Source organism: Sphaerospermopsis sp. LEGE 00249 (genome assembly GCF_014299995.1).
Lineage (GTDB): Bacteria > Cyanobacteriota > Cyanobacteriia > Cyanobacteriales > Nostocaceae > Sphaerospermopsis > Sphaerospermopsis kisseleviana.
The window spans coordinates 1-17752 of sequence record NZ_JACJUZ010000090.1; the positions used below are offsets into that span (position 1 = coordinate 1).

Sequence of the window (17752 nt, forward strand, 5' to 3'; positions counted from 1 at the left end):
CACCATTTTCTATATAATCTATTACTTTTTGTCTTAAATCTAAACTATAAGCCATGATTTCTACTCCCATACCTTCTCTCTTCAATCTTATACTCTTTTTGTCTCATTCTTAAGTTAAACTACTATAAGTCCGGGATCTATTGATTTTTACTCTAAACCATTAATATCAACACCTGAATTTTTCAACAAATCCCTTAACCTTGCTATTTCTAATTCTGCATCATCTGCACGTTGTTTTTCCTGTTCAGCACGTTGTTTTTCTTGTTCACTAACTTCTTTATCAGTTAACAGCAACTCACCATCTAAAGTTTCCCACCGTAACCAAACCGTATCCACACCTCTATACACACCTTGCCAACACACTAAAGCTAATTGCAATTTCTTACTAATATAGCGATTTTTATCATCACGGGTGAGAGGTTGATATACTCCCTCAACAATAGCAAAACCCGCCCAATCATCAGGATTAAAAGGATCATACCAGAAATACTCCGGTACTCGCATCCGGTCTTGATAAACTAATTTTTTCTTAGTTTTATCATAATTAGCAGTGCTTTCTGATAATAACTCTATCACCACATCAGGGGTTTTTCCTTCTTCCCAAACTACCCAGCTTTTTCTTTCCTGTTGTGATACATCTAAAACACAGAAAAAATCAGGACCTTTATAATCATATTTTTTAACTTGGTAGGGACTAAAATAAACAAACATATTCCCTGCGGCAAAACCATCTTGACGTTTTTCTAACCAAGGGTAGATGGTTTCCAAAAGTAAATCCATTTGATATTTATGTCGCAGAGTTTCCATAACGTCATCGTCATCACAGGGGAGATCATGTTGGGTGGGAAAATTAATCAGTTGTTCTTCTGAGTTGGAAATTGTTTCTTCTGTGGTGAATGGGAGCATAATTTTATTCACTCCTATTTTATCTGTTATTGATTAATCATATCCGCCAAAGTAGGGGCGAAGCATTCGGGTGATAACCTATTGCTGAAACCAGTTCATATTCTGTCCGAATGCTATACGCCCTTACGATTAATGCATCGGTGTTCTAGCAGTCTATTTACTCATCTAATTCTATTCCCAATTGTCGCAATTTAGCCGCTAATTTATCCGCACGTTGTTTTTCCTGTTCAGCCCGTTGTTTTTCCTGTTCAGCCCGTTGTTTTTCCTGTTCAGCCCGTTGTTTCTCCTGTTCAGCCCGTTGTTTTTCCTGTTCAGCCCGTTGTCTTTCCTGTTCTGCTTGTTCTTCTCCTGTTAACAACAAATTACCATCTAAATCCCACCATCTTAACCAAGGTAACTCTACATTTTTATATGTTCCTTGCCAAATACCCAACTCTACACCCATTTTTTGAATTAGATAACGACCCCTTTCATTAGGTGACATTAAATAATACTTTCCCTCAACTAAATGATATAATTCCAATGATGCTTTCTGCACTTCATAAATTCCATAAAAAGGTACTCTAATCGCTTTTTCATACACCCAAAATTTACCTAAATATGGCGTTTCATCCCTTTCTTCAGCACCATTACCTGAGACAAATTCAATCACAATTAAAGGAGCGACAAATTCTTGCCATAACACATAAGAACGGCGCATTTGTCCATTTAAAGTTGGCGGTACATCAGGAACATAAAACCAATCTGGTGCTTCTGCTCCTTTTTGTGGTGGCTCAGTAATACGCCAATAAATACCGCTATCTTGACCTATACAAAATTGTTTATCTGGATGAATTTCCTGTAATCTTGACCAAATAGATTCTGTTAATAAAATACTTTGAGGATGTTCTTGAAAATTTTTCACAAAAGTTCCATCTTCACAGGGTAATTGAGTATGGTCTGGTAATTGGGTGGGTAGATCAGTTGGCAGATCAAGTTTCTTATCAAGTTTCACAGTGTCCATAATTTCCCATTGTGTAGGTTTGTGTTAGCTAGGATAGGTTATGACATGGCATTCACCTGAGTTTATTGTAAACAATTCAATATTAGGGCAAATATTAGGGCGGGCGGGGATGCCCACCCCACCATAGTTAAACTTGTTTAGTTCATAAAATTTAAATGCGTAATATCTCACTTATTTAGCAGCTTGATTATTTCCCTCTGCTCTATTTTTCACATCCGCCAACACAGTCTTGTAATCCTCCCGATCAGGATGCAACTTCACCAAACGTTCCATCAGAGCGATCGCTCCCTGATTATCCCCCATCTGTAACTTCATCACTGACAACTTCTCCAGCGCCACCTGATTATTAGGTTCACGCTGCAAAACCAACTCATAACCCTTAATTTGTTTCTCTAACCCAGTCTCAGCAGATTCAACCACCGATTGCTGCGGTTGTTGCCAAGCCCGTTGAATCGTACTAAACCCCCCAAACAATATAGAACCACCGAAGCCCAATAAAGAAATATATGTAACAATTCTTTGCTTTCTTGCAATTTGCTGACGACGTTTTTCTAAGTAATCACTACCAGAACTAGCCATGTATTAATACTTGCTGCGGTAAACACAGAAAAACAGCAATCTTCCTCTCCTATTTATGAGATTACCCACAAACCCCAAGAAAATATCACAGCCTCCTGTGCCTCCTGCCTTTAGTCGTAATTACCGTACAAAACCAAATTTTTAGCAATTTCCCAGAATCATTTATGATATACTCTAGAAGTTAAGACTAGCTTCGCCAAACTATAGGACTCGCGCACCAGTAAAAAATGCCAACTGGAAAGCAGTTTTAACTAAGTATTCACACAAATAAAATTTGAACCACATCGAGGTTATGACTCAGCAAGTGATTCACCCTATGGTGAAATTGCAGCGCAATGTGCAATCACTCGTAGAATCCAGTATTATCAAGCCCAGCGATAGCATCTGGAAAATTGCCTTCCTCTACGGCAATGAATGGCAACACTGGAAACAAGAACTCCTGGACTTTGGCTTTAGTATGCAAGATCCCATTGGTGATCTATTAGCAGTAGAAACTTGGGACGAAGATTAGGGACTGGTGACTGGTGACTGGTGACTGGTGACTGGGAAAAGAATTTCACGTAATTACCAATTACCAATTACCAATTACCCAATCACTAACAAGCCATCAAAGCCTTAGCCAACTCCTTGGCACTTTGAAAGCGATCGCGTGGTAAAGCTTCCGTCACCCGTTCAATAATTTCGCGCAGTTGGGGAGTAATTGTCGGCACATTTTTCACATCAAAGCAACCTCCACGCCCTTTGTGGCGGAAATACTTTAAAGGATTTTCCCCCGTTAGTAAAAAAATCAAAGTTGGACCTACAGCATACAAATCCGATTGTGTCAATGGTTGTCCTCGTTCCTGCTCAGGAGCGCAATAACCTTCAGCGCCGATCCTCGTCCCTGGTGCAGTGCCAATTTCCTTCACAGCACCAAAATCCAACACCACAATTTGATTATTAGCATTTCTTACCATCAAATTAGCAGGTTTAATATCCCGGTGAATCAGAGGTGGATCTTGGTTATGGAGATAATCTAAAATATCGCAAGTCTGAATCATCCAAGCGATCGCCTGATGAGGAGTCACAGGACCAGTAGTATATACACGCTTTTCCAAATCCTGTCCGTGAATTAACTCCATTGCCAAGTAGTTTTTACTATCTTCGGCAAAAAAATCATAATATTTGGGAATTCCTCGATAATTAAGACATTTCAGAGTTTTCGCTTCTCGTTCAAACAACTCCTGCGCTTTAGCAATTTTAGCCATATCCGCATTCATCTGCTTTAGCACCAACAGTTGAGAAACACCTGTACTTACACCTGTAGCATCCCAAGCTAGGTAAGTAGTACCCATACCACCCTGTCCCAGTGTGCGTAAGACCTGATAATGGCGAATTCGCTTGATAACAGTTAGCGGTTGACCACAGTGAACACAAAATATATTATTTGGGGAATTTCCTTCGTGATTGCAATGGGAAACTGCAACTTTCTCAATTTCCTGGTGTATTGGTTGCCAAGGTGAAACCGTCAGTTCCGGTATATCCTCAAGTTGGAATTTGAGTATAGGTCCTCCCTGAGCTAGTTGCAGAAGAGAATTATCGGATAACGTACTTTTTGTTATCAGAACACCATTAAGAAAAGTACCATTTGTCCCTTGACTAATTACCTGCCAAGCATCACTGCTGCTGCCAGCACTCAATTGTTGAAGTTGCAGATGATACCGAGAAACTAAACTATCATTGAGTACAACATGATTATCCACCGCGCGACCAATGCGAATCACAGAGGAACCCTGAAAACTCCACTGTTTAAGCGGCGTTTTATTTTTCGTGTCTAACAGGGTCAGTGTTACCACAATCAAAATTTATAATTCATAATTATTTATCTATCAGAAAAGAGAACTACTTGTAAAGACATGGCCTATCAACCTCATTTCCATTCTATGTCAACTTTGCCGATAGGGTTAACAGCTAGTTAGCATGAGTTAGCTTGTTTGTATCGGAGAAACCTTAACCCGAATCAATAGAGCCGTAATATTGTCGTGACCATTGTATTCATTTGCTAGATCAACCAAGTCGCTCAGACCTGATTCCAAATTTGTACTCGAACTGAGCAACGGTGTGAGGTGAGTCTGCCAATTAGTTTCCAATAAATCATTATCTGATAACCCATCGGAAACCAACAACAGCAAACAATCTTCATGAATCTCAAAGAAATTGATATCAGGATGGACAAAATCGGCATCTCGTGGACCCAAAGCTTGAGTCAGTTGGTAGGCATCTGGACGAGCATAAGCTACACTGGGAGATAATCCTTTAGCAATTTCCCGTTGACCCACTTCATGGTCTACAGTCATTTGTTCTAGACCGCCCTTGCGTGTGAGGCGATAAAGACGACTATCTCCCAGATGGGCAACTGCTAACTTAGTGTTTTGCATCAATAACATCACCAAAGTTGTACCCATGCGCCCCACACCAGAACGCAGTCCTTGTTGATTGAGATTATAAATCGTTTGATTAGCTAACAAAACCGCTGCTTCGATCATTTCAGATGTTGGTAGTTCCTCCCCAACCCACTTTTCTTGAAAGTATTTTCGCAAAGTAGTTACAGCCAACTCACTGGCCACCTCACCTCCAGCGTGTCCCCCCATACCATCACAGAGAATATACAAACCCCTAGCTTGCAAATGGCAATTTCCAGGTACATCCAGCTTTTGCTGCTTGGTTTCAATGGCAAAATAATCTTCGTTGTGATCACGTTGACGACCGACATCAGTGCGTCCTACATCTTCCACACTCCTTAATTGCATTGGCAAGATAATTGTCGGTGCATCTTCATTTCTTTCCTCATCCTGACAATTATCATCTTGCAACAAAGTTAGCGCAGAAGTATATTTTGTCTCTGTAGAAGCAAGACCAGAGTTAGAAGGTGATTGTAGTTCTGTGGATATTTCCTCCAAATGCGATCGCAATTCTTCCCCAGTGGCAATCTTACCAGCTTCTAAATCATCCAAAATTTCCACAAGAGAGGCAATATGAGTATGTTGAGACTGTAGACATAAATTGCGCCAAACCCTTCCCAAAGACTTGATAGTTAAAGGCCGCTCGCCATCAGTAGGCAAATTTTTAGTAGGTGTTTCCAGATCCAACCGTTGTAACCCCAGTGTTTGGTCTTCATCTAGTCGCAGATTTGATAACTTCAACAAACTTTGACGACAATTCACTGGTTTCAGTATCTCCCAAAGTTGGATCATCTGATAACACCAGTGTAAAATCTGTAGTGGATGGGTGGCTGGATCTTGCCACGCCTCCAGTAACAACTGCCAATGGGAACGGTCTTCAATCAGTACCACCTGCATATTATCTTGTTGCCAAGCATCGTGAATTATGGGTATTCCCGGTGACATTTCCTGTTGTAATGCCACATAAGCTTGAGCCAAACTGGGAATGCCAATTACACTCACCGATGGCACAATCAAACCCTGTGGTTGATGTTCCAGCATCGCCTCAATAGGTGAAATGTGAAAGGGTTGGCAATCTAAAACTTTGACTTTATACTCAGTACCACCCGCCATCACTTCCGGTTCTGGTAAAGGTTCTAATAATTGATAGCGTTGTCCCCGATCTAAAAATGAGCCTACCGCCAATTGTAGACGGGTGTTTGTGTTGCCTATATCTGGTGTTAATTTTTCTTCCCCAAATTCGGAAACAACAACAGGTACTTCTTGGGTAATCATTGCCCACCAAATCGTGCCACATTCTGCACCACACTTGTGACAGTATTGATTATTTAAAAGGACTTCTGCCCCACATTCAGGGCAAGTCTTATAAGTTAAAGACGTGCCACAACTTTGACAAAATTTATTGTCATTGGGGTTTTCAAATTGACAGTGCGGGCAAATGAGCATAGTAGAAATTCCTTGCTTTTTCTTCTAAGATGCTTCTAGCTATTAAATATATAACGTCTCTACTGGGATAAAATCTATCCACAATTACTAACTTACTGCCATATAGTTGTGTTTTATATTCTAGTATGACTTTTGACTTTTGACTTCCGCGAAGCGGTACTAGCTGTCTTCTAAATTCATAAAAGCCTATATCTGATATAGCTTTTGATAATTTCCCATTAGCTAACATCCCGGATACAGTCAAATCCTCTATCCCTATCACCGGGTGGTTTTTGCTAATATAGGGGATGCGGAATAAACCAAAAAGGCTCATAAAAAAGACGGTAGGTGCTTTCGTTATAGAGTCTTGAGTCTGAAAAACCTTGCACTTTTATGGGCGGACAGAAATAAAAAAATGTCTTTAATTCTCCTTCTGACTCCTGACTCCTATTCCCATGACTTACGTCACGCTGCGCGAACACGAAAAGACTTTCTCCGCAACCCCTAATACTAATATATGTCGTGATTTTATGTAATGTATCTTTTCTATAGCGTTTCCCAGTCTCATGAGGTACACACTAATTTATTTACTGTTACCAATTCCCAATTCCCAATTCCCTAAGATAAAAAAAATCTGTACCTCACTAACTTGGTAAATGCTGTAATATTGGCTATTTTTTGGTGTAATCTCGCTAATTCGATAACTCTTAAAGTCTTACATGATAAGAAATAATGGGCAATTAATAATTAAGAATATCTATTACTAATTACCCATTTCTCATTACCCATTACCCATTACTAATCTCTAGATTAGCAAAAGTAGTTGATTACTGTATTATCTCATGTTGGAAGTTTTGCTTAAATTATCACTGAGTCATGTAATGATATTTTCTCTAATAAAGGTAATAAAGGTAGTAAATACCACTATAGCCGAGAATATAAATGTAATCTGAAATACAATTTATACAGCGAAAAGCTTAACAAAATCTAAAGAAAAATATTTTGTGACTTAAAATACAGTTTTTCTTTTTCTGTGGCGGTTGAATACAAAAACAATCTATTTGAAAACAAGAGGATAAATATACTTGTCTCAAAGATTAAAGTACGGGGATCACTAAGAATGAAAACAAAAGTTACAGGAAAAGTAAATTTATATATCTAAAGTGTGACGAATAAAAATATGAAGACTAAGATAATGAATAAGGATAAGTACCTGGGCAAAATTAATTTAACATTTTTGGCACAAACAAAAATCTCTGTATTCCTGATCTGTATCTGTTCCCTGTTAATAGTTCCCTGTTCCCTCTCCCAAATATAAAATTTATTTTGCACGACTACTTACGTGAAATTTTTAAATTGTTAAATTTGTTAAAAAATAGCCGCCTCTGTGGCTATAAATCTTGACTGGCTAGAGTTACGGATTTTTACCAACATTATTTAATCCAGGGGTTTTAAAATGCAAGTTTTACAAAAAATTCATTGCCCAAATTGCGGCAGTACAGCTGAACGTCACTTTATTGCTGAGAGTCAAGTCACCAGAACCCAATGCCCAACCTGTGATTACCTGATGATTAGCTGCACTCGCACTGGTAGGGTTATTGAGGCTTATGCACCAGGTATTTATGCTAAAAAATAGGTGATTGGGGACTAGTGACTGGTGACTGGGTAATCAATTTTATTTTTCCCAATTACCAATTACCAATTACCAATTACCTTTTATTTCTTCTCAGTTGTCCACAAGCTGCGTCTGCTTCTAAACCGCGAGAATATCTGACACTCACAGCAATGTTTTGTTGTTGGAGAACATTAACAAAAGCTTGTATTCTATCGCGGTTTGGTCTTTTATAATCTACTTCCTTGATAGGGTTGTAAGGAATTAAATTCACATGACTTTGAAAACCGCGCAGACGTTTTGATAATTCTAAAGCGTGTTCTGGTAAGTCATTTACTCCCGCTAAAAGGATATATTCAAAAGTTACTCTGCGTCCGGTTATTTCTACATATTCTCGACATTCTGCGAGTAAGTCTTCGATGGGGTAGGGTTTAGCACTGGGAATAATTTGCTCTCTTAATGTTTGGTTTGGTGCATGAAGACTGACAGCGAGGGTAATTTGAAAATGGTGTTCGGCTAATTGACGAATGCGATCGCGAATACCTACAGTAGAAACAGTGAGCGATCGCGCTCCTATTCCCACATCTTGATTTAAAGATTTCAAAGCCAAAATTACATTTTCTGTGTTCAACAACGGTTCACCCATCCCCATAAACACCACATTACTCACCCGTTGCTGAAAATCTTCCTGTACAGTTAAAACTTGATCCACAATTTCTGCACGACTCAGATTACGTTTAAAACCTCCTTTCCCCGTCGCACAAAAATCACAGGCCATTGGACAACCAACTTGAGTAGAAACACAAACCGTTAACCGCTTATCACTGGGAATACCAACAGTTTCAATAATTTCTCCATCTGCTAATTTCAACAGATATTTTACCGTATCATCAGCAGCAACAGAACGATAATGTAGAGATGAACGACCTATAGGAACATCTATAACTTTTTCTCGCCAACTTTTAGGAAATACAGAAACATCTGCTAAATTACGCACACCTTTATCATATATCCAATTATGTAGTTGTTTCCCCCGGTATCCAGGTTGTCCTTGTTCTTGAACCCAAGCGGTTAACTCAGCTACCGAAGCACCGAGAAGAGGGGAAACAAGTTCAGAGTTTGCAGTGGTAGAGTTTGTAGAGTTAGTGGAATTTACCAGAGATACCAGGGGTGTAGCAGACATAAAAAAAACCATAATTTGATCCTATATCTCTATCCTACACCCATGATCTCAACTTGTGTTAGGTTTCTTATACCATTTCTGTATGAAGATGCAATAATCAGATTTTTGTCAAATTATACATTGTAGGGGCAATTCATGAATTGCCCCTACGAAAATATAGCGCAACCTCACATAGAATGGGTATTACTCTGAATTAATAGGAATTTCAATAATAAATTCTGTACCTATTCCTGGTTCAGACAAGCACTCTATTCTTCCACTATGTTTGTCTACGATAATTTGATAACTAATTGATAAACCTAAACCTGTACCTTCACCAACAGGTTTAGTTGTGAAAAAAGGATCAAATATCCGTTGTTTAATTTCTGGATTAATTCCCATTGCATTATCTTTAATGGAAATTTTCACCCAATCATTATTAATGATAGCTGTACTAATGTTAATTTGACTAAAATACAATTCTTTTGCCGCTTTTGATAAACTCTGCTCATGTTGATATAAAGCATCAATCGCATTACTGATAATATTCATAAACACCTGATTTAGCTGCGAAGCGTAACAGCTAACTAAAGGTAACTTACCATAATCTTTAATAACTATATTTTGTCCATAACCTAACTTTTCCTTAAACCGGGGTTGCAACAGCATTAATGTACTTTCAATCCCCTCATGGATATCTACAAACTTCATTTCTGATTCATCTAAACGGGAAAAATTACGTAATCCTAGAACAATATTGCGGATACGATCTGCACCTACAGACATTGAACTGAGTATTTTTGGTAAGTCTACAATCAAAAAATCTAAATCTATTTCTGCCATCTTTTGTTGCAATAAAGATGTAGGTTGGGGATACTCTTGTTTATAAAGATTGAGCAAATTTATCAAAGCTTCAATATAGCTTTGAGCATGATCAATATTACCATAGATAAAATTTACAGGATTATTAATTTCATGGGCAATACCAGCAACTAATTGTCCTAAACTAGACATTTTTTCCGTTTGAATGAGTTGCAGTTGTGTAAATTGTAATTCCCGCAGTGTTTTTTCTAAGTGCAGATTTTTTTCATTTAATTCCTGAGTTCTATTGGCAACTTTTTCTTCTAATTTACCATAGAGTTGGGCATTTTCTAAGGAAATAGCTGCTTGGGAAGATAAAAGTTTTAATACTTTCAGTCTTTCCGGGGTAAATGCACCTACTGTTAAATCATTTTCTAAATAGATAATGCCGATAACTTTACCTTGATTTAAAATAGGATTGCAGAGAATAGATTTAGGTTGATATTTAATAATATAAGGATCAACAGCAAATGTTTTTTCATTAGTAGCATCATTAATCAAGATGTCTTTTTGAGTATTCAAAACATAATTGATAACGCTTAATGGTAAGTTTTGATGCTCACTGAATTGTGTAAAGTTTAATTCAACTTTTTGGTTTTCTCGATATTGTGGTACAACAAATAAGTTGCCTTCTTGCTGTAAAATAAAAACAGCTTTTTTTGCTCCTGTATTTTCTACAATTACATCCAGTAAAGTATGTAGTAATTTTTCTATCTTAATTTCCGAAGAAATGGCTAGAGATGCTTTAGTAACTGTTTCTAAATCTAAAATTGCTGATACACTGCTATTGCTAGAATCAGATATAAGCTTACTAATCAAATTAGGTTCTTCACTGTCTATTGCTTTTTGCTTGAGAATAGGAATAAGTAGCTGAGGATAGGTTGTTTCTAAATCTTCTACTTTAGCTTTAGCACCCCAATTAACATAACAATAATAAGCATCTATTAAGTAAGTTTGAGCAATTTTTATTTTACCAGATTCCAGATAAAATTGAGCAGCTAATTCATTCGCAATTGCTTCTTCTTGGATATATTTATTTTCCTTTGCTCCAGCAATTGCTTGATCATAGAGTTCCATCGCTTGCCAATTATTACCCAAAACTCTTGCTATTTCTGCTGCCACTAAATCATACTTATGCTGATAGTTTTGCGGTGCATGATTAGCCCAAAATTGCATTTGTTTTTGATTGGCTAAAACAGTTTTTAAACTTGCTTCTTGTTCGCTTATAGATTGATTTTGATATTCAGACAACAGAGATAAAGAGTAGTATAAATTATGGTAACTTACAGTAATTTGTCCAACAACATACTTTAAATATTCCTGTCCTTGAACCGCACTTTCAAGGGATTTTTCAGTATTTCTAAAAAAATAAAAAAATATACTTTTTGCTAAATACAAAGAAAACAATGTTGTAGAGCTGTTGGTCTCTAATAAAAGTGGTAATAATACAGATTCATTAAATGAATTACCACTAAAATCCGATTTCTTAATATTATTGCTATCTAAAAAATTCAACACAAACTGTTTCCAGACTTGGTGAACAGGAACAGTTCCCTCTTGCTTGAAATTACACATTAAATGTATATATGTTTCGAGATGCTGAAATATAGATGCTAAATTTTCTCCATTTAATATCATATTTATATTGTACATAGCGGAAGCATAACCAGCATATTCTAAATCTCCCACTTCTATACCACAATTTATAGATTCCAGTAAACTATCTATTGTTTTCTCAACATGATTTTTCCAAAAATTAATATTAGCATTCCACATTACCAAAACTCTACATTTGATTTCTTTGGCATCCAATTTATCCAATAAATTCAAAGCCAATTTACCATAGCGGTATCCAGTATCAATATCTAAGAAAAATCCACATAATATTACACCATAATTCACATACCCATGAGCAGAACTTGAACAATTACCATATTTAACCGATAAATGTATCATTGTAAAAATAATTGCTGGAAATAATGCCGGATCAACAAAATAACTAGCAGCAGTCATGTTAGCTAAAATCCGCATCGCTGCAATTTTATCCGGTGCAGTCATCACAGGTAAATTGATTAAATCATCAACATTTAAGTTTTCTGGTGGTTCTTTTTCTAAGTTAACTCCCAACAAATTGGTAATATTTAAACCTGTTTCAATGGCTAATTGGATTTGTACCTGAGCCATATATATTTGCATTTCTGCTTCATATACTTTCACTTGATCAAGTAAACTATGTGCATGGTTTTTGACTATTTTTATATAGGTTTGTGCTTGATCAAAATTAATGTTTAAAAATTCGGCTTCGACAGCTTCTACATAAAGATTTAAAGTCAAATCATACTGATTTTGCCAACTATCTATTGCTAACAGTTCTAAACCCATTCTTAAATATATCACAGCGGCTTCATAAGCTGTAGACAACTTAGCTTTTTGCCCTGCAATTAAGTTGAGTTTAGCTAATTCATATTTATCTAATTCATTAGTAATTAATTCAACACTAATATTAAGCTGGTTGACTATTTCAAATATTCTTTCTTCTAGTTCCCCAGAATCAGTATTTTTTAAAATTAATTTCCCGATTTTCAGGTGTGTTGCTTGTTTCTCAGCATCAGGAATCAAGAAATAAGCAGCTTGTTGTACTCTGTCATGGAGAAACTTATATTTAACTGTCAGTCTTTCCAAATTATTTAATTTTAATTCCGCAGCAGATAAGGAAATAACATCTATACTATCTGCATTATTTACATAAAATTTATAACGTTCATCTTGTGGTAAAATCAAACCTTTTCTCAACGCATTCCATAAATTTGTAGCTATTTCTAATTGTGATTTTTCACAGACGATAGATAAAGTATATAAATCAAATTGATTACCTATACAAGCTGCAATTTTCAAGATGTTTTGTGTATCAACTGGTAATTTTTTGATTTGCGTTCCTAAAAACTCTACAATATCATCATTTTGATATAAAGCCTTAGCTGCATAAATATCACACTGCCAATAACCAAGATTAAAATTAAAACTAATCAACCCATCCTCATACATGGATTTCATAAATTGATTAGTAAAAAATGGGTTTCCTTGGGTTTTGATTAACAGTAATTCAGTGAGAGATTCTGTTTCAGATTCTGGACAATATAAAGTATCTACTATTAGTTGATTTAAGTGTGATTTATCTAAAGGCTGTAGGTTTATTTGATTAACTATAACATCTGCTTTGCTAATATTATCTAAGGTGATTATTAAAGGATGTCCAGTATAGACTTCATTATCTCGATATGCACCAATTAACAATAAATATTGAGTATCTGTTTCACTAATTAATAATTCTATTAACTTCAAAGAAGCTGCATCAGCCCATTGTAAATCATCTAAAAAAATTACTAATGGATGTTCTTTTGTGGCAAATATTTGAATAAATTTACCAAAGAGAAAATTAAAGCGATTTTGAGCAGCACTACCTGTAAGTTCTGGGACATCAGGTTGCTTACCAATCATATTTTCTAGTTCGGGAATGACATCAATGATAACTTGTCCTTGTTCTCCCAGTGCGGATAGAATATGATTTTTCCATTCTTGTAACTTGTCGGTACTTTCGGTTAAAAGTTGCTGTAATAAACTCTGCAATGCTTTTACTAAAGCCGACAAAGGAATATTGCGTTGAAATTGATCATATTTGCCAGAAATAAAATAACCTTTTTGACGGATAATAGGTTTATGAATTTCATTAATAACCGCAGTTTTACCAATACCAGAAAAACCAGCTACTAAGATTAATTCTTTATTGCCATTACTGACTCTTTCAAAAGCATCCAATAAAGTAATAATCTCATTTTCTCTACCATAAATTTTATCAGAAATTATAAATCTGTCGGCTATATCTCTTTGTCCTAAATCAAAATGAGAAATTGCACCTTGATTTAATAACATTTGTTGACAGATTTCTAAATCATATCTAATTCCCCTGGCTGTTTGATATCTTTCCTCTGGTGTTTTTGCCATTAATTTCAGAATGATATCTGCTACAATCTCAGGAATTTGGGGATTAATTTCCCTGGGATGTTCAGGAGTTTTCGCCAGATGACAATGCACCAACTCTAAAGGATTATTACTCATAAAAGGTAATTGTCCTGTGAGTAATTCATAAAATGTCACACCCAAAGAATAAAAATCAGTCCGGTAGTCTATCCCGCGATTCATTCTTCCCGTTTGTTCTGGTGACATATAGGGAAGCGTTCCTTCTAATACATTTAGGTTTTTAATTTCAGCAACTTCTTTAGGTAAAAGACAAGAAATACTAAAATCTATGAGTTTAATTTTCTTTGTTTGTGGATTAATAATAATATTTTTGGGCTTGATATCTTTATGAATAATTTTATTTTGATATAGATATTCTAACGCCTCAACAATGGAAATAGAAATATGGAAAAACCAATCTAATGTTAATGGTTGCCACTTAGCATATTGATGAAGAGATATGCCGTCAATATCTTCTAAAATCAGAGCATAACTATTACCATAAGTTTCTAAAACATAGGATTTGATAATATTCGGATGTTCTATTTCTTGGGTAATTGTGAACTGATTTTTTAAGGATATCAATTCGTGCAATTGGGGATATTGTGCGTTTAAAGTTTTGATGATGACTGGAGTTTGAGTCTTTTCTTGCTCACCACGATATACAGTCGTTCTAGTGCTAACATGAATGACTTCTGTGATGCGATAACCAGGAATAGTGATAGCAGAGATATTACTCTTGCTCATAACTCATTATTGGATAAATAGGGAATAGTTAGGTTTATTTATCTAGACATCAACTAAATGCTTTAGACAACTTTTGTAGAGACGCTTCATGGAACATCTCTAGATTATTTGTCACCAGATGTCTATTTCATCGGAAATTTATTAGCTGATAGCTGATAGCTGATAGGTGAAGGCTTAAAAAACATTAACCAAAGGTTGTACTATTCCAACCCCACATAAAACCCTTAGCGTCAGCAAATTCTATATAAATTCTATTTTTAGGAACACCCAAGCAAAAGTTAATTTCCTGGCAAAATTCCTGACTCATAGCTAAAGTTTGTTCAGGTTTCATTGTGCCAACACTTTTAATTTCAATATAGCAAACTGGCTCTGTAGTTCCCGCAAAAGTCATGGGTACTTCAGGTTCAAAAGCTGTCATGACATAAGATTCAGGTTTACCTGTATGTTTAGCTAACTTCGCTGATAAACCTTTGAGCATGGACTCAATTTTAGCTTTTTCTGGAGCAGATACAGAAGTTTGGACTTTGATTAATGGCATAATCAACAATTCAAAATTTAAAATTACAAAAAAACCAAATAATTGCCGGAATAATCTTAATGAATTTTCAAATCTTCATTAAAATTTGAGAATTGCCATCCTGAGAAGGTAGCAATGATTCTCCTAATTTTACTTTGTTTTCTGCATTCAGTGATGAGATGAACGAAACAAATGATTATGTTGTGGATGGTATAAACGAGAACGACTTGTTACTGGTAAGAGGGCAGGACTAATGATATAAAGTGTAGTCCGCAGTAATTGTTCTTGTTGAGTACATTCTGCCATTTTGTCAAGAGAAACAACCCGGATTTTTTCATCAGGCCACCCGATACGAAAGCAAATAGCGACTTGGGTTTGTGGTGGGTAATGTTCCAAGAGTTGAGCTTGGGCATTGGCAACATGACGCGCACTCAGGTATAAACACAAACTAGCTTGATGTGCAGCCAAACTAGCCAATTCCTCTCTGGCTGGTACTTCTGTGCGTCCACTGATGCGGGTGAGGATAATACTTTGTACCAAATTAGGCACTGTTAACTCTATCTTGAGTTTAGCGGCCGCAGCTTGAAAAGCACTAATACCAGGGATAACTTCAAAAGGAATATTCGCCTCCGCCAAAAGCTGCATTTGCTCATGGATAGCACTGTAGAGACTAGGATCACCAGAATGAAGACGCACCACAGACTTATGCGATCGCACCCCTTCCACCATGATCGGTAAAATCTCTTCTAAAGTCTTATTCGCCGTTTTAATAATCTCGGCATCTTGCCGACAAATATCTAAAATCTGTTCTGGAATTAAAGAATCAGCAAATAAAATTACATCAGCCCTAGAGAGGAGTTTTTGAGCCTTAACTGTTAATAAATCTGGATCTCCTGGTCCTGCTCCCACAATATACACCGCTGATTCTAAGGGAGGAATCAAACTTGCATCACTCATATCATTCGTACATTCACTCATAGAAACCTACACAACTATTCCCAAAAAAATTTTTTTGGCATTTCTTGACTACCCTTCCGGATCAACGCTCCTAGCCTAGTAGAGAGATATGGTAGATGCACCCTGGTTAAGCCCTAGAGAAAACTCTGGGGCATTTTTTATTTTTGGGCAGGAGTCAGAAGTCGTAGGGGCGAAGCATTCGGGCGAACAATTATCAATTTTATGAACAGGCTATTTTCCTGTAAGGGCGAAGCATTCGGGCAACTAATTATCAATTTTTATCACAGGTTATTTTCCTGTAAGGGCGAAGCATTCGGGCAACTAATTATCAATTTTTATCACAGGTTATTTTCCTGTAAGGGCGAAGCATTCGGGCAACTAATTATCAATTTTTATCACAGGTTATTTTCCGAATGCTTCGCCCCTACTTCGCCCGTACAGGAGTCAGGAGTCAGGAGTCAGAAGAATTTTAGATTTTAGATTTTAGATTGGATTCATGAAATACAATCCAAAATCCAAAATCCAAAATCCAAAATAGAATCACCAATCACCAGTCACCCCATCACCTTTAGAGGAAGAAACAACATCAGGTAAAGGGCGTTTGAATAAATAAAGCCAAGCTAAACCAGCTAAACCTAAAGAAATGCCCGTTAAACTAACTATTTGTGCAATTCTCAAAGGTCCTAGCATCAAGCTATCTGTGCGTAAGCCTTCAATCCAAAATCGTCCTAAGCTGTAAGCTACCCAGTAAACGAGAAATAATGTGCCTACCTTTAGGCGTGGTTTGCCAGATAAAGCGCGAAAAAATAAAGTTAGCAGCAGGGCAAAAACCATTAAATTCCACAGAGATTCATATAGAAAAGTGGGATGGAAATATTCAAAATTAGCCAAGTTGGGGGGACGATGATCCAAGGGAATATACAGCTTCCAGGGTAAATCCGTTGGTCTGCCAAAAGCTTCAGAATTGAAAAAATTACCCCAACGTCCAATCGCTTGCCCTAAAATCAGCGAAGGCGCTACTAAATCTGCTAATTGCCAAAAAGATATCTTTTTGAGTTTGGCAAAGATTAATGCCGCTATGACACCACCAATAATTGCTCCATGAATGGCAATACCTCCCTGCCAAATGGCTATAATCCTCTCTGGATGCTGGGAATATTCTGACCATTGAAATAAAACATAATATAGCCTAGCTGCGGGAATAGCCCCAATTACCAGCCAAATCGACAAATCACTAATTAACTCAGGATTAACATGACGACGCTTTGCCAGATATTGCGAAAGACTAACGCCAATTAACACGGCTGAGGCAATCAACAAGCCATACCAGCGAATAATCACTGGACCAAGTTCAAATATAATTGGTCCTGGAGAAGTAAATTGAAATCCCAAGAGCAAAGCAAAAAAATCCAGTGCCATGCAAAATTACCTAAAAAAGTTGATTGACTACTGCTATTTTCTCGACCTCAACATCATAAGCTGGACTGGTGACTGGTGACTGGGGACTGGGGACTGGGGACTGGGG

Annotated in this window: 14 protein-coding genes; 2 read left to right on the forward strand and 12 right to left on the reverse strand. The window is 36.8% G+C overall.

Annotation, left to right across the window (positions count from 1 at the left end; all coding sequences use genetic code 11):
- From H5968_RS26225 to H5968_RS22085, 4 genes are all read right to left on the reverse strand, one after another.
- Positions 1-70: IS630 transposase-related protein (locus H5968_RS26225; RefSeq protein WP_222620568.1), on the reverse strand; the 70-nt coding region annotated here is incomplete at its 3' end.
- 77 nt (positions 71-147) lie between these two features.
- On the reverse strand, positions 148-906 hold the full coding sequence (locus H5968_RS22075) for a Uma2 family endonuclease (protein WP_096565296.1): 759 nt from the start codon (positions 904-906) through the stop codon (positions 148-150).
- Between the two features lie 157 nt (positions 907-1063).
- The gene (locus H5968_RS22080) at positions 1064-1909 is read right to left on the reverse strand and encodes a Uma2 family endonuclease (protein WP_187041678.1); all 846 of its coding nucleotides are present in this window, start codon (positions 1907-1909) and stop codon (positions 1064-1066) included.
- 171 nt (positions 1910-2080) lie between these two features.
- The gene (locus H5968_RS22085) at positions 2081-2488 is read right to left on the reverse strand and encodes a tetratricopeptide repeat protein (RefSeq protein ID WP_187041679.1); all 408 of its coding nucleotides are present in this window, start codon (positions 2486-2488) and stop codon (positions 2081-2083) included.
- Between the two features lie 292 nt (positions 2489-2780).
- Between H5968_RS22085 and H5968_RS22090 the strand changes: the two genes are divergently transcribed.
- Entirely contained in the window at positions 2781-2999 is a 219-nt protein-coding gene (locus H5968_RS22090; protein ID WP_096565289.1) for a DUF4327 family protein, read from the forward strand.
- Positions 3000-3084: 85 nt separating this feature from the next.
- Here H5968_RS22090 and H5968_RS22095 read toward each other — a convergent pair whose 3' ends face one another.
- The 3 genes from H5968_RS22095 to H5968_RS25275 form a co-directional block, all read right to left on the reverse strand.
- The gene (locus H5968_RS22095) at positions 3085-4323 is read right to left on the reverse strand and encodes a protein kinase (protein WP_187041680.1); all 1239 of its coding nucleotides are present in this window, start codon (positions 4321-4323) and stop codon (positions 3085-3087) included.
- Between the two features lie 129 nt (positions 4324-4452).
- Positions 4453-6375, reverse strand: coding sequence for a serine/threonine phosphatase (locus H5968_RS22100; protein ID WP_187041681.1), 1923 nt, complete (start codon positions 6373-6375; stop codon positions 4453-4455).
- The gene (locus H5968_RS25275; RefSeq protein ID WP_222620769.1) at positions 6347-6688 is read right to left on the reverse strand and encodes a hypothetical protein; all 342 of its coding nucleotides are present in this window, start codon (positions 6686-6688) and stop codon (positions 6347-6349) included. Before H5968_RS25275 ends, H5968_RS22100 begins: the two co-directional genes overlap by 29 nt.
- A gap of 1122 nt (positions 6689-7810) precedes the next feature.
- Between H5968_RS25275 and H5968_RS22110 the strand changes: the two genes are divergently transcribed.
- Positions 7811-7990: a replication restart DNA helicase PriA gene (locus H5968_RS22110; RefSeq protein WP_096565283.1), complete on the forward strand. Its 180-nt coding sequence runs from the start codon at positions 7811-7813 to the stop codon at positions 7988-7990.
- A 73-nt stretch (positions 7991-8063) separates the two neighbouring features.
- On the opposite strand, the gene rlmN is transcribed toward H5968_RS22110, so the two are convergent.
- From rlmN to lgt, 5 genes are all read right to left on the reverse strand, one after another.
- Positions 8064-9149, reverse strand: a complete 1086-nt coding sequence (rlmN, locus tag H5968_RS22115) for a 23S rRNA (adenine(2503)-C(2))-methyltransferase RlmN (protein ID WP_187041682.1) — start codon at positions 9147-9149, stop codon at positions 8064-8066.
- 183 nt (positions 9150-9332) lie between these two features.
- Entirely contained in the window at positions 9333-14753 is a 5421-nt protein-coding gene (locus H5968_RS22120) for an ATP-binding sensor histidine kinase (RefSeq protein WP_187041683.1), read from the reverse strand.
- 184 nt (positions 14754-14937) lie between these two features.
- On the reverse strand, positions 14938-15291 hold the full coding sequence (locus H5968_RS22125; protein WP_187041684.1) for a phenylpyruvate tautomerase MIF-related protein: 354 nt from the start codon (positions 15289-15291) through the stop codon (positions 14938-14940).
- 147 nt (positions 15292-15438) lie between these two features.
- Positions 15439-16248 carry a precorrin-4 C(11)-methyltransferase gene (cobM, locus tag H5968_RS22130; protein WP_187041685.1) on the reverse strand — a complete coding sequence of 270 codons (810 nt, stop codon included), beginning with the start codon at positions 16246-16248 and terminating at the stop codon, positions 15439-15441.
- A gap of 519 nt (positions 16249-16767) precedes the next feature.
- Positions 16768-17646, reverse strand: a complete 879-nt coding sequence (gene lgt / locus H5968_RS22135; RefSeq protein ID WP_187041686.1) for a prolipoprotein diacylglyceryl transferase — start codon at positions 17644-17646, stop codon at positions 16768-16770.
- Positions 17647-17752: the final 106 nt, after the last annotated feature.

Coding starts and splice junctions, on each gene's coding strand:
- H5968_RS22075 (WP_096565296.1), bottom strand. CDS start 906: ATGCTCCCATTCACCACAGAAGAAACAATTTCCAACTCAGAAGAACAA.
- H5968_RS22080 (WP_187041678.1), bottom strand. CDS start 1,909: ATGGACACTGTGAAACTTGATAAGAAACTTGATCTGCCAACTGATCTA.
- H5968_RS22085 (WP_187041679.1), bottom strand. CDS start 2,488: ATGGCTAGTTCTGGTAGTGATTACTTAGAAAAACGTCGTCAGCAAATT.
- H5968_RS22090 (WP_096565289.1), top strand. CDS start 2,781: ATGACTCAGCAAGTGATTCACCCTATGGTGAAATTGCAGCGCAATGTG.
- H5968_RS22100 (WP_187041681.1), bottom strand. CDS start 6,375: ATGCTCATTTGCCCGCACTGTCAATTTGAAAACCCCAATGACAATAAA.
- H5968_RS25275 (WP_222620769.1), bottom strand. CDS start 6,688: ATGAGCCTTTTTGGTTTATTCCGCATCCCCTATATTAGCAAAAACCAC.
- H5968_RS22110 (WP_096565283.1), top strand. CDS start 7,811: ATGCAAGTTTTACAAAAAATTCATTGCCCAAATTGCGGCAGTACAGCT.
- rlmN (WP_187041682.1), bottom strand. CDS start 9,149: ATGTCTGCTACACCCCTGGTATCTCTGGTAAATTCCACTAACTCTACA.
- H5968_RS22120 (WP_187041683.1), bottom strand. CDS start 14,753: ATGAGCAAGAGTAATATCTCTGCTATCACTATTCCTGGTTATCGCATC.
- H5968_RS22125 (WP_187041684.1), bottom strand. CDS start 15,291: ATGCCATTAATCAAAGTCCAAACTTCTGTATCTGCTCCAGAAAAAGCT.
- cobM (WP_187041685.1), bottom strand. CDS start 16,248: ATGAGTGAATGTACGAATGATATGAGTGATGCAAGTTTGATTCCTCCC.
- lgt (WP_187041686.1), bottom strand. CDS start 17,646: ATGGCACTGGATTTTTTTGCTTTGCTCTTGGGATTTCAATTTACTTCT.